A 13,631-nucleotide genomic window follows, 5' to 3' on the forward strand; every position below is an offset into this window, starting at 1 on the left:
CTGGGTTGATCAGGCGGGGACGTGTTGCGGCTCAGAAGATCTCGGGACGTGCGTCGAGGGTCGTGCGGTCGAGCGATGCAAGGAGGTCGAACTGTGCATCCACCTTCGGGAGCTCATAGGTGAAGAAGTACTGCGCGGCAGCGCGTTTGCCGTCGTAGAAGTCTCCGGTCTTGTCCGAGACCGCGAGGACCTGTTCGAGCCACATCCATGCGACGACGATGTGCCCGGTTGCCTCGAGGTATGCGGTCGCGTTGGCCAGCGAGACCGCGACGTCGCCCGCGGACCACACCTGTCCGGTCACGGTGACGAGTCGCTCGACACGGCTGCGCAATTCGTCGGCGAAGGTGGCTGTTGCGGCTGTTGCTGCGGCCTTGTCGATGGTCTCGCCGATCGTGTTCGCGAGCAGCTCGAGTCCTGCGCCGCCGTTCATGACGACCTTGCGGCCCAGCAGGTCGAGTCCGTGGATGCCGTGCGCCCCCTCATGGATGGGGTTGAGGCGGTTGTCGCGATAGAACTGCTCGACCGGGAACTCGCGCGTGTAGCCGTAGCCGCCGAGGACCTGGATGGCGAGATCGTTTGCCGCAAGACACCATTGCGACGGCCATGACTTGGAGATCGGGGTCAGGACGTCGAGAAGCAGGCCTGCGCGGGCGGCCTCGTCGGCGTCGCCGGTCTGCTGCTGATCGACGAGCGCGCTCGAGTAGAGGCCCAGAGCGAGCGAACCTTCGACGTAGGACTTCTGCGCCAGCAGCATGCGCTTGACATCGGCGTGCTCGATGATCGGCACAGGCTTGGAGGTGGGATCCTTGTGGTCGACGGGACGCCCTTGCGTGCGGACCTTTGCGTACTCGAGTGACGCCAGATATCCCGCGTACCCCAGTGCGGTGGCGAGGAATCCGACGCCGATGCGCGCCTCGTTCATCATGTGGAACATGTACTGCAGGCCCTTGTGTTCCTCGCCGACGAGGTAGCCGACGGCGTGGTCGCCGTAGGTGCCGTCACCGAAGTTCAGCAGGCAGTTGGTGGTCGCCCGCTGTCCCATCTTGTGGTTGAGGCCCACCAGGGCAACGTCGTTGCGGGTACCGTCCGGAAGATACTTGGGCACGATGAACAGCGAGATCCCCTTGACGCCCGGGCCGCCGCCGGGAGCCTTTGCGAGCACGAGATGCACGATGTTCTCGCCCATTTCGTGATCACCTGCCGAGATCCACATCTTTGTTCCCGTGATCCGGTAAGTGCCGTCGTCTGCGGGGATTGCCTTGGTGGTGATGTCGGCGAGCGACGACCCGGCCTGGGGCTCGGAGAGGCACATGGTGCCGAAGTACCGACCCTCGACCATCGGGCGCACCCAGGTGTCGATCTGCTCGGGAGTGCCGTACTCGGCGATCAGGTTCGCGTTGCCGATCGTGAGGAACGAATACGAGGACATCGCCGCGTTGGCCGCCTGGAACCATGCCTGCGCCGCGCGGCTCACCACGGTGGGCAGTTGCATTCCGCCGAGCGATTCGTCGAAGGAACCCGCGACGAGTCCTGCTTTCAGGAACTCGGCGATGCCCGACCGGATCTCCTCGGGCATGACCACCGCGCCGTCGTCGCCGACGTAGGGCTCGACGGTGTCGCCGAGGCGGTTGACCGGCGCGAATCGTTTGGTCGCGAGGTCGGCGGCGAGCTCGAGCACGGCGTCGAATGTCTCGCGGGAGTGTTCGGCGAAGCGTTCACGCTTGGTGAGCGACTCGACGTCGAGCCACTCGTAGAGCATGAACTCGAGGTCGCGTTTGGAGATCGGTTCGGCCATGACACTCCTCTGTGGCGGCACTCCTCTGTGACGCCTAAGCACTCGCTCATTTTCTGAGCACTCGCTTATACTGCCTGGTGTACCGGCCGAGGTCAACCATCCGGAAGGCCGAGGACGAGGAGGGTGGACCACGTGACGGGAACAACGGGTACGACGGAGCAGCCGGGGATGACGGAGCAGCGGGGATGACGGGTATGGCGACGCGGGAGTCGGCCGCAGCGCAGCGCATCCGCGACGCAGCGGTCGTGTCGTTCGCCCAGCTCGGATACGCGGGGACCTCGACGCGTCAGATCGCGGCCTCGTTGAACATGAGTGCCGCCGCGATGTATCCGCACTTTCGCTCCAAGGAGGAGCTGCTGTATTCCATCGCGTTCGATGGCCATCGGAGTGTGTACGAGGCGTTGCGTGACGTCGACGACCCGAGCCTGCCGTATGCGGTGCGCCTCGACGTGGTGGTGAGTACCTTTGCCCGGTGGCAGGCCGAACACCACGAGCTCGCCAAGGTGGTCCAGTACGAACTCGGCGCGCTGAGCGCTGAGCACTACCGATCCATCAGTGCGGTCAGACGCAAGACGACTGCGATTCTGACGACCATCGTCGTCGGGGGCGTCGCGTCCGGCGAGTTCGCGGCCGATGACCCCGACGATGTGGTGCTCGCCATCTCGTCGTTGTGCGTCGACGTGTGCCGGTGGTTTCCCAGCCGCGAGCATCGCGATCCGGCAGCGCTGGGCGAGGCGTACGCGCGGATAGCGCTTCGGATGGCACTTGCACGTGCTGCGTGACAATTGATCACGTTGTCGCGCTACATTTCTCGCCAACGGAACGCCGACACGCACGATCGTCACTGCGGGGAAGGGGCGTGCGGAAGTGGTGTGGGCGATAGTCAGGCAGCCGGAGGTGCGTTGGCAAAGTCGATCGTGCCGGGGCTCAACGATAGGTGAACATTGCTGCGGCCGGCGAACGGCAGCAGCGTCGCGTGCAGCTGTCGCTCGACGATGCTTGCGGTCGGGCACTCCGATACTGGTGGAGGTGGAGTCGGTGTATGTGCGTCGAAGAGTTCAGTGCGGGCGCGGCCGAGGTGGTCTCGGAACTCACTCGCGACATCGGTTGCCCGGTTGACGTATTCGGGATTGGGCGGAAGATCTGGTCGGGAATTCAGGCGCCATGCGACTCGTCCTGCGTCTGGGCCTTCGGTGATGATGCGGGTACGGTACTGGCCCGTTCTGCTTCCGACCATCCGATTGTGGATTCCGCAGGCGGGCGCGAGCTCGTCGATGTTGGTGAGTCCGCCCTCGGCCCAATCCCTGGCTGCGTGATGCATCTCGACCCGGGTTGCGGGTTGCGTACACCCTGGCGCCGAACACATCTCGCCACCGTCGGCGGCGAAGGACGCGAGGCGTTGCCCGAGGCTGGCGAGTCGGCGTGACCGGCCAAGGTAGAGCGGCACGCTGGTGTGGTCGTCGAACACCGCCAGGTACTGTTGCGCTCCGCCGGCGGCCATCTCGATCAGATCCTTGATCGGGAGCAGGGCACCTGCCGCTGTCTGTGCGAGGCCGGCGCCCTCCTGTAGCTCGCGCAAAGTGGTTTTGACGATCACCTGGATCGGCAGGCCGCGATGGGACTTGCCGAGGGCTCCGGTTTCCAGTGCGAGCTTGAGCAGGGCGGAGAGTGCGTCGTGGTTGCGTTGGCCGGCACTGCGAAAATCGCGCTCGACGGCGGCCGCCACCGCGTCGCGATCGGCGTCTGCGAGCGATCCGCGCGGTGAGTCGGGGTCGGCAGGATTGTTCATGCCAGGCTGCGCCCATGCGTCCAACACGACGTCGAGGCGGGCGCGCGTGGCCGGGTCGAGGTCGGCTGTCAGGCGGGACATCAGTTGAGCGTTCTGCCGACCGAGTGACAGTCGGCGTTGCCGTTGACGGTCGGCGTCATCGGTGATCGTGCCGTCCGGGTCGAGATGCGCCAGCAGTCTGGCACCGAGATTGGTGATCTCCAGTGGGGTGAAATGGGTGGCGTAGTCACTCATCTGGATCTCGGCGGCTATGCGCGTGTCGATCGGCGTGCCGTGAGGGATCTTCTCCAGCACGTCGAGCACAGCGCGAGCGTGTGCGGGAGCCACCGTGCCATCAGTGAGATGTCGCGCAAGCGTTGGGCATCGGGGTTCCAGGGTGTCGTCGGTGACCGAGTGGAATGTGCCCGTCGCAGCGATCACTCGGTACCGCTCAGGTGCGTGTCCGATGTGCAGATGGCGGGACATGAAGCTGCGGACGTCGCGGTAGCCGAGCTTGAATGGCAGGTCTCGGTCGGAGGCTTCGACGATTGTGCGATCGGTGGCTGCAGCGGTACGCCGAGCGAGTTGCTCTGTGCGCGAGGACAGTTCGGCCAGCACTCCGTCGGAGACCGTGCCCAGGTCCAGGTCGGCAAGTCGATCGATCGCCGCACCGAGTTGGTCGAGCGCGTCCTTGGCCGCGCCATCGGGGGTTCCGGGTTGGGCCGTGGCCAAGCTGGTTTCGAGGATCTGACTGCTCACCCGACGCTTGCGTTCACCCACCTGACTCACCCCCCCCGGCGCTGTCCAGAACGAATTCGAACCGATCGAATATGTGTTCTATGTTACTCGCGCGGCGTGTTGATGTCCAGGTGTTCCACGAACAAGAGTTCGAGTGATTCGGGCAGCTCTCAGCCCCGCGCGATCCACGTCGTTTTCCAACCGGTGAACTTCTCGATCGCGTGGACCGACAGGTCGGAGCCGAAGCCTGAAGCCCCGAAACCGCCGAAAGGCGTTCCGGGAGAGAGTGCATCGACGGTGTTGATCGAGACTGTGCCCGCGTGGAGTTGCTCCGACATGCGCATCGCGCGGTTGAGGTCGGACGTCCACGCGGAGGCTGCGAGTCCGTACGGGGTGTCGTTGGCCAGCGCGACGGCCTCGTCTTCGGTGTCGAAGGCTGCCACCGCCAGTACCGGCCCGAAGATCTCCTCGGTCATCACCGTCGAGTCCGGTGGTAGGTCGACGACGACGGTCGGTTCCATGAAACATCCGGTGTCACCGATGCGGCTGCCACCTGTCACGACTGTGCCATCACCACGCGCCTTCTCGACGAAGCCGAGTACCAGGTCGAGGTGCTTGCGCGTCACCATCGCGCCGGTCGTCGACGCCGGATCGAGCGGATCGCCCGGCCGGTACGCGGCAGCCTTGTCGACGACCTTGGCGACGAACTCGTCGTGGATCTCGCGCTGCACCAGCAGGCGACTGTTCGCAGAACACACCTCGCCCTGATTGCCGAAGATGCCGAAGCACGCCATCTCAGCAGCGGCGTCGATATCGGCGCAGTCGGCGAACACGAGATTGGGGCTCTTACCGCCGCATTCGAGCCACACCTGCTTCATATTCGATTCGGCGCTGTAGCTCAAGAACTTCTTGCCGACTTCGGTTGACCCCGTGAACGTCAGGCACTGCACGTCGGGATGCAGGCCGAGTGCTCGACCGGCCGTTGCGCCTAGGCCCGGCACGACGTTGAAGACGCCTGGCGGGATTCCCGCCTCCACGGCGATCTCGGCCATGCGCAGAGCCGACAGCGGACTCTCCTCGGCGGGTTTGAGCACGACGGTGTTGCCTGCGGCGAGCGCGGGCGCGACCTTCCACGCCGCTATGTCGAGTGGGAAGTTCCAGGGCACAACCGCTCCGACGACGCCGAGTGGCACGCGGCGGACCATTGCCACGCTGCCATCCGCCGTGGGCGGCAGTTCTCCGGGGACCTTGTCGGCCACCTCGCCGTAGAACCGAAAAACTCCGGCCGCGCCGGGTACCTCGACCTCGTAGGAATCGCGGATCGCCTTGCCCATCTCCAACGTGACCAACAGTGCGAGTTCTTCGGCGTGCAGCTCGATCAGATCCGCGAACCTGATGAGCACCGAACCACGTTCCGCGGCCGACAGTCGCGACCAGCGGCCGTCGTCGAATGCGCGGCGCGCAGCAGCGACCGCGGTGTCGATGTCGTCCGCATCGCTCGCGGCCACGGCGGCGATCACGGCGTCCGTCGCCGGATTCACGACGTCGAACGTCGCGCCGGAGTGGGCGGGCGTCCACTGCCCGTCGACGAATGCGTCTGTGCACGCGGTGATCTCGGCGGCACGGGCGGACCAGTCGATCGAGGTGAGGTCGGGGAGATCGGTCATCGTTCCATGGTGGCTCGTCGAGTTCGAATACGGTAGATCAGGAAGCGCCGAATTAACTGAACTTCTGCATCGGTATAGCCGAACTGACGGTCATCACGGGCTGTGCGCTCATGACGGCACGACGCCCGTGTGGCTCCGGCCGCAGGTCATCTGTTCTGCATATGTAAAACCCCGGAACTTTCTGTTTTCCCGGTGATGGGTGTCACCTCGATACTGGCTTCACCGCCCCGACGACGTGGCTGGGACGCATCTGACGTTCCACTCGATCGACTCCTACTCGAGCGAAGGTCTTCTTCCGATGAACAGCACCACCACACCGCCGAGCACCACCTCACCGGACGGCACCGCCCCGTCGGTGGAGCGCCGAACCATCGACCATATTCCGCACGACGAGCGCCACGGACGAGCGCGCGACATCTTCACCGTGTGGTTCGGGTCCAACATCATGCTGTTGACGATCATCACCGGTGCATTGGCCACCACCGTCTTCGGTCTCCCTTTCTGGGCGGGGGCGCTCGCGGTGATCGCGGGCAATCTGGTCGGCGGGGTCGTCATGGCGCTGCATGCCGCGCAGGGGCCACAGATGGGGGTACCGCAGATGCTCCAGACCCGAGCCCAATTCGGTTCTCTGGGAAGCCTTCTGGTCGTCGTACTCGTGGTCTTCATGTACCTGGGCTTTTTCGCGTCGAACGCGGTGCTGGGAGGCAAGGCCTTCGCGGAAGTGACGGGACTGCCCGACAATTGGGCGATCTTCATCATCGGCGCGATCAGCGTCGTCGTGACCATGATCGGTTACAAGCTGATCCACTCGATGGCCGCCCTGCTCTCGGTGGTCGCAGGTCTCGCGCTGTTGCTGGCTTTCGTCTGGATGCTTGCCGTCAATGGACTGCCCACCGACACCTGGCACAGCAGCGGGTTCACCTGGGCTGGATTCATGGCGACCTTCTCCGCCGCGGCGCTGTGGCAGATCGCATACGCTCCTTACGTTTCCGATTACACGCGCTACCTACCGCGCGACACGGGTGTCAAGACGGCGTTCTGGGCAACCTACGCCGGCTGCGTCCTGGGCTCGGTGCTGCCGATGCTGCTCGGTGTCCTGATCGGAGCGGCCTTGCCGAGTGCCGACACACTCGACGGAATGGGAACGCTGACTCACGGAATCTCCACCGGGCTGTTCTTGGTCTTCGCCGTCGGGATCAGCGTCACCAACGGCATGAACCTCTACTGTGGGGCACTCTCTACGATCACCGTGGGCCAGAACATCTTTCCGCGTTGGCGCGCGCAGGCGGTGAGTCGTGCAGTGATCGCAGTAGTGTTGTTCGCGATCGCCATGCTGCCCGCGCTCCTCAGCGCCGACGACTTCCTGGCCAACTACGCAAACTTCCTCTCGCTCCTGCTGTGTGTCCTGATCCCGTGGACCGCGGTCAACCTAGTCGACTACTACCTGCTCCGCCACGGCGAGTACGACATCGACTCGCTGTTCCGTCGTGACGGTGGCGTTTACGGACGATTCAACTGGGTCGCAGTCGCCTGCTATGTGCTCGGCATCCTGGTGCAGATCCCGTTCCTGTCCACCACGTTGTGGACGGGCCCCATCGCGAAAGACCTCGGTGGGGTGGATATTTCGTGGATCGTCGGGCTGGCGGTCATCTGCCCGCTCTACTACGTACTCATGACGACCCGCAAGAGCACTATCCCCGCAGCGGCGGAACTGAGCAGCGAGTCGGTGGCGTGACCGACCCCGACTACCTCGTCGTCGGCGGTGGGACCGCAGGATGCATCGTCGCCTCGCGCCTGAGTGAGGACCCCACGGTCGGTGTCACGGTCATCGAGGCGGGTCCGAGTGACGAGAACGAGCCGCGTGCGCGATCGATACGACGCTGGGCGGAGATGCTCGAGAGCGACTACGACCAGGACTACCGCAGCGTCCCGCAGGTACGGGGCAACTCGGGAATCCGTCAGGCGCGCATGCACATCCTGGGAGGCTGTGCCACAGCCAACACAATGATCACCTGGCGGCCGCTACGGGCAGACACTGACGAGTGGGTCGCGCTGGGCGCCGACGGCTGGGATGCCGACACCCTCGGCCGCTGCTTCGACCGTCTCGCGACGCCGATAGGCCCAGTCGCGGAGGGCGACCGCAACCCCTACGTCGCCGACGTCGTCGAGGCGGCTCGGACAGCACTCGACCTCCCGGCACGAGAGAACTGGAACAGCGACGACGACTTCGCCAGGACGGGGGAGGGTGCGGGATTCTTCGAGATCGGGTACACCCCGGACACCAACCTGCGATCGTCGACGTCGGTGCACTACCTGCACGGCCCGATGGCCGAGCGCGCGAATCTGACCGTGCTGCTCCACGAGTTGGCCGACTCGATCATCTTCGACGGCGAGCGCGCGGTGGGAGTGCGGACGGTGGCTCCGGACGGCACGGAGCGCGAGCATCGCGCGACGCGTGAGGTCATCGTCTGTGCTGGCGCGATCGCCACCCCGGCGCTACTGCAACGATCGGGGATCGGCCCGCAAGAGGTGCTCGCCGAGGCGGGGGTGACGGTTCGTGTCGCTTCGCCGGGTGTCGGCGAGAACCTCATGGATCACGCGGAGGGTCTCATCGTCTGGGAGACCGACCGCGACATCCCGTCGACCTGTGCGACGGGATGGGATGCGGGTGCTGCGCTCCGCGTCGACGACTCGAGTCCGGCACGTCCGGACGTCCTGATGCACTTCCCGGTCGAGGCTGTCGCCGACCACGCTGTGAGCTACGGAGTGGAGTTACCCGAGCGCATCGTCTCGATCGCGCCGAACGTCGCCTCACCGCGCAGCCGCGGACGTGTGTGGATCACCGACGCCGATTCGACGACCCCACCATCCATCGACTACGGGTACTTCACAGATCCCGACGGCGTCGACGAGGCGATGCTCGTCGCGGGCATCCGTGCGGCTCGACGCATCGCGGCTACCGCACCCATGTCCGAATGGGTTGTCCGGGAGGTGTTTCCCGGGCCCGACGTGACCTCCGACGAAGAACTCTCTGCGATCCTTCGTGCTACGCACCAGACGGTCTACCACGTGTCCGGTACGTGCCGGATGGGTGCAGACGACGATCCGATGGCAGTGTTGGATCCACAGCTGCGGGTGCGTGGCGTATCGGGTCTGCGCGTCGTCGACGCATCGGTGTTCCCGACGCTCACTGCGGTCAATCCGGTCGGGACGATCATGAGCGTCGCCGAGCGTGCCGCCGAGCTCATCTCCGCAGACGAATCCGCTCGCTGAGGTCGGACACAGAGGTTGCCCTGCGGGTCCGTACCCGGACCCGCAGGGCAACCTCTGTGTTGCTTCAGGAGAGCTGTGCCTCTACGTCTTCCGAAGTGATGGATTCCTTTGAACGAGAAGCCCTCGCCACCAGATAGCCGGTGACAGCGATGACGGTGAGTACAGCCAGTGTCCCGAGTGTGAACACCTCGAACCGGATACGTGAGACCTTCCAGGTGTCGAGAAACGCGTAGTCGAGACCGAAGAGGCTCTCGAGGGTGCCGGGAAAGACCGCCACCCACACGCCTAGCGCTGCCCAGAACGTGGCCAGGCCGGACGCGATCGCCATGCCGACCGTGCCGCCGGGGACGGCGTAGGGGCGTGGCGTATCCGCATGATTGAGGCGCAACCGCAGTGCAGCGGGAAATACGAAGAGATATGCGATCAGCGACGTGGAGATGGTGATGGTGAGTACGACGGTGAAGGTCGCAGCGCTGTCGCCGCTGGAGAAGACGACGCCGACGACCATGAACGCCAGCGCGATGGCGCCGGTGAACACTCCGACCCGCAGAGGTGAGCCGGTTCGGGCGTCGAACTTCGCGAAGAACGGGAAGAAGCCACCGTCGCCGGCGGCAACGGCCAGTGCTCGATTGGCGGCCATCGCCCATGTGGCACCGGTGATTCCGAGAGCGACGATGAACGCGATGACCGCGATCTTCACCAGGATCGATGCCGCAGAGCCGTACACGCCGAACACGGTGTCGAGTGCCGCCATGAAACCGCCGATACCGGTGATCTTGTCGGTCGGCAGAACCAGGAGGAGCGCGAGGACGGGCAGCCCGTACACGAGGAGGCCGACGAATCCGCTCATCGCGATGCCGCGCGGGACGTCGCGCTGGGGATTCTGCATTTCCCCGCCTGCCTGGCTGGGCACTTCGAAACCCACGAGTGAGAACAGGAGCAGGGGTACCAGACCGAGGAATCCGCCGAGGGTCGGTGACCAGGTGACAGAGCCGATCCCGTGAAATCCGTTCTGGATCCCGTAGACCAGTGTGGTCACCAGGAACACCGCGGCCAGGATCAACTTCAGATAGGTGCCGAGTTTGAGTACTGCCCTGGCCTGGCGCATCGATAGCAGGGTGACGGCGGCGGCGATCAGCACGAACACGGTTTTGAAGACGTAGTCGCCGCCGGTGCCGGCGTCGATGGGATGGATGAACGAACTCCATGCCTCGGTGCTGATGAAGGCGAGAGAGCCGCCGATCCACAGGGGATTGATCGACCAGTACATCACCGTGGCGACGGATGCGGGTAGACGACCGAACGCCCGCTTGACCCATTCGAACAGCCCGCCCTCGTCGGGAAACGCGCTTCCCAACTCTGACGTCACCAGGCCGTAAGGGACCATCCACAGCAGTGCCAACACCACGAGCCAGGTGAACGTCTCGCCGCCGAACGACGAGATCTCGCCGACCATGTCGAGACTGATGAGGGCGGACAGGATCATGATAGGAACATCGAAGCGCCGCAACGAATGTCGGAGATCGGTATGTGTCTGGGCGATGTCGGGGGTCAACGCTCCGACATCGGTGTGGGTAATTCCCATGGTCGTGCTCCTGTGTGTATCGACGCGACGGCGTCTGATGTGGTTGCGGTGCGGTGACCGGACTGCGTCCGGACCGGATGAGAATTCTGTAGAGTCGAGGTTGTGCGGCATTGGCATCGACGGAGCCGATGCCAATGAGGATCTCAGTGAGGGGCGTCGTGGCCGACTACACGTTGCGACAATTGGAGTACTTCGTCGCCGTGGCCGAGGCCGGGAGCATCACGCGCGCGGCCTCGGCGGTGCATCTGTCCCAGTCGGCGATGTCGACGGCGCTGACGGATCTGGAGGGCGCGCTCGGAATCCAGCTTCTGGTACGGCATCACGCCAAGGGGATCACGTTGACTCCAGCGGGCCGCCAACTCCTTGTCGCGAGTCGTCAACTGTTGGCATCGGCGGCTGATCTTCGTTCTGTCGCACACGGACTGGGCGGGTCGCTCACCGGGACCCTCAGCATCGGATGTTTCGAGGTCATTGCTCCCTACCTGCTTCCGGAACTGTTGTCCGTTGCCGCCGAGAAGCTTCCGAACCTGGAACTGCTGACGACGGAGGTCGATCTCGCCGATCTCGCGGAAGGTGTCGCGAACGGAACCTTCGAGATGGGCATCGGATACGACCTCGTCGACGACCCGCGCCTGAAGCGCTGGCCGTTGCGGCGGGTTCCGCCCTACGTACTCCTCGCGGGTTCGCACCGGTTGGCCAATCGTCGGAAGATCCGGCTCGCCGAGTTGGCAGACGAGCCCATGGCGCTGCTCGACCTCCCGCACAGCCGCGACTACTTCCGGCAGGTCTTCGCCAGCGCCGACGTGGAACCCGTAGTGCGGTATCGGTCGACGACGGTGGAGACGTGCCGTGCACTCGTCGGACGCGGGCTGGCCTACACGGTGCTCAACCTGAAGTCGGCGGTCCCGACGGCTCTCGACGGGCATCCGGTCGCTGCGGTACCCATCGCCGACGAGACACCCGCGTTGACCATGGTCCTGTTGAACGCCATCGCCGCGCGGCCGACGCGGCGCGCCGCGGTGGTCGCCGAACTGTGCCGTGATCTGTTCGGCGACTCCGCATCCCGCGCCGCAGCGGCCTCTCGCTGAGACATGGTGGGCCGCTGGCACCGTAGCGTGATCGGTTCTCACCGGGACACCACCGTTCCGCCGACCATCGTCATACGCGCGCTCAGGCAACCGATGTCGTCGACCGCGGTGATGTCTCCCGACAACGCCACCAGATCGGCGTCCTTGCCGACCTCGATCGACCCGGAGCGGTCCGCGCAGTGTGCGGCGCGGGCCGCTCCGATCGTGTACGCGTCCACTGCGGTGCGCAGCGACAACGCTTCCTCTCCGACGAGCGGCACGGTGCGGGCCTCGTCGCCGATCGCGTGCGGATCCGACTGCGAGCCGGTGCGATTGACCGCCGTGTGGATCGCCCAGAGCGGGTTGGGGTCGGTGACCGGCCAGTCGCTGCCCATCGCGAGCGCACCGCCGGCCGCGCTGATCGAACCGAACGGGAAGTGCCAGCGCTCGCGGCCGGGACCCAGCAGCGGGAGCTTGCGCTCGATGATCTCGGTGTCACGGCGGGCCCACAGCGCCTGGATGTTGGCCATCACGTCGAGCGCCGCGAACCGCGGGATGTCGTTCGGGTCGACGACATCGAGATGCGCGATCTGATGTACCGCCGCGAACCGTGGATTCGCGGTCCGCGCTGCCGCGAGACCGTCGAGGCACTCGCGGACCGCCCGGTCACCTACCGCATGCATGTGGATGTGAAACCTGTCGGTCGCCAGAAGCGAGCAGATCTCGTTCAGCTCGTCCGGCTCGAGGAACGACAGTCCCATGGCATCGGCACCCGACGGTAGCTTGGAGTACGGGGAGAGCATTGCCGCAGTGCAGTTCTCGCAGATTCCGTCCTGCATCACCTTGACGGTGTCGACATGGAATCGGCGCCCTGTCCGAGCCGCCTCCCGCCGCTCGCGCAGCGTGTCGATCTGACCGGCTCCCGACGCTGCGGCCCACCACAGTGCTCCGCACACGCGGGCAGTGAGCTCGCCCGCCTCGTCGGCGGCGAGATAGGTGGCGAGAGTGTCCGAGAGGCCGAAGGCGGGGATGTCTACGCCTGCGTCCTGCCAGCCGGTGACACCCACCGAGTGCAGTCGACGCTGCGCGACCAGCAGCGCCTCACGCAACGTCGCGTCGTCGATCGCCGGCGTGAGGGCCTGCACTGCGTCGGCAGCCCGTTCGAACAACACACCGGTCGGTTTTCCGTCGGCGTCACGCTCGATCCGGCCGCCGGTCGGGTCAGGGGTATGGCGGTCGATGCCGGCGATCCGCAGCGCGATCCCGTTGACCCACACACCGTGACCGTCGTGACTCGAGAGAACGACGGGGCGATCGTCGACGACGGCATCGAGGTCTGCCTTTGTGGGTAGCCCGCCCTCGAAAGCATCTCCGTACCAACCACTCCCGGTGATGGCAGGTGCTTCGGGATGCGATCTGGCGAACGCGGCGACGGCGTCGAGATAGCCGCGGCGATCGTGCGCCAACTCCGACAGATCGCAGCGAAGCGCCGCGAGCCCGCCCGCCACCGGATGCACATGGGCGTCGATGAAGCCGGGTAGCAGACTCGCTCCGCCGAGGTCATGCATCTCGGTCGTTGCGGCAACGAGATCGCGGTCGACGCCGGTGCTCACGGCGACGATGACGCCATCGGCAATCGCCACCGTGTCTGCGGGCGCGACGCCCGGCGGTTGCCAGACCATGGCATTGGTGATGATGTGATCGGCATACATCATGTGCTCCCTGGGATGGCCAGTGC

9 protein-coding genes are annotated in these 13,631 nt (G+C 65.3%); 4 read left to right on the forward strand and 5 right to left on the reverse strand.

The window, feature by feature from the left end:
* Positions 1-31 precede the first annotated feature (31 nt).
* Positions 32-1,795, reverse strand: a complete 1,764-nt coding sequence (locus LK459_RS16655; RefSeq protein ID WP_227919644.1) for an acyl-CoA dehydrogenase — start codon at positions 1,793-1,795, stop codon at positions 32-34.
* Between the two features lie 185 nt (positions 1,796-1,980).
* On the opposite strand from LK459_RS16655, the gene LK459_RS16660 reads away from it, so the two are divergent.
* Positions 1,981-2,577 carry a TetR/AcrR family transcriptional regulator gene (locus LK459_RS16660; RefSeq protein WP_227919645.1) on the forward strand — a complete coding sequence of 199 codons (597 nt, stop codon included), beginning with the start codon at positions 1,981-1,983 and terminating at the stop codon, positions 2,575-2,577.
* 101 nt (positions 2,578-2,678) lie between these two features.
* Here LK459_RS16660 and LK459_RS16665 read toward each other — a convergent pair whose 3' ends face one another.
* Both LK459_RS16665 and LK459_RS16670 read right to left on the reverse strand, forming a co-directional pair.
* Positions 2,679-4,343: an HNH endonuclease signature motif containing protein gene (locus LK459_RS16665; protein ID WP_407648605.1), complete on the reverse strand. Its 1,665-nt coding sequence runs from the start codon at positions 4,341-4,343 to the stop codon at positions 2,679-2,681.
* 128 nt (positions 4,344-4,471) lie between these two features.
* Complete coding sequence (locus LK459_RS16670; RefSeq protein ID WP_227919653.1) at positions 4,472-5,968, reverse strand: aldehyde dehydrogenase family protein; 1,497 nt, start codon at positions 5,966-5,968, stop codon at positions 4,472-4,474.
* 298 nt (positions 5,969-6,266) lie between these two features.
* Here LK459_RS16670 and LK459_RS16675 point away from each other — a divergent pair, with 298 nt between their 5' ends.
* Positions 6,267-7,703, forward strand: a complete 1,437-nt coding sequence (locus LK459_RS16675) for a purine-cytosine permease family protein (RefSeq protein WP_227919654.1) — start codon at positions 6,267-6,269, stop codon at positions 7,701-7,703.
* Positions 7,700-9,241: a GMC family oxidoreductase gene (locus tag LK459_RS16680; RefSeq protein ID WP_227919656.1), complete on the forward strand. Its 1,542-nt coding sequence runs from the start codon at positions 7,700-7,702 to the stop codon at positions 9,239-9,241. Before LK459_RS16675 ends, LK459_RS16680 begins: the two co-directional genes overlap by 4 nt.
* 64 nt (positions 9,242-9,305) lie before the next feature.
* Here LK459_RS16680 and LK459_RS16685 read toward each other — a convergent pair whose 3' ends face one another.
* Entirely contained in the window at positions 9,306-10,826 is a 1,521-nt protein-coding gene (locus tag LK459_RS16685; RefSeq protein WP_227919657.1) for an APC family permease, read from the reverse strand.
* Positions 10,827-10,960: 134 nt separating this feature from the next.
* Here LK459_RS16685 and LK459_RS16690 point away from each other — a divergent pair, with 134 nt between their 5' ends.
* The gene (locus LK459_RS16690; protein ID WP_227919659.1) at positions 10,961-11,914 is read left to right on the forward strand and encodes a LysR family transcriptional regulator; all 954 of its coding nucleotides are present in this window, start codon (positions 10,961-10,963) and stop codon (positions 11,912-11,914) included.
* Positions 11,915-11,952: 38 nt separating this feature from the next.
* Here LK459_RS16690 and LK459_RS16695 read toward each other — a convergent pair whose 3' ends face one another.
* Entirely contained in the window at positions 11,953-13,608 is a 1,656-nt protein-coding gene (locus LK459_RS16695) for an amidohydrolase (protein WP_227919660.1), read from the reverse strand.
* Between the last annotated feature and the right edge of the window lie 23 nt (positions 13,609-13,631).

Origin of the sequence: Gordonia otitidis (assembly GCF_020735545.1) — a bacterium.
In the GTDB taxonomy this organism is placed as follows: Bacteria; Actinomycetota; Actinomycetes; order Mycobacteriales; family Mycobacteriaceae; genus Gordonia; species Gordonia otitidis.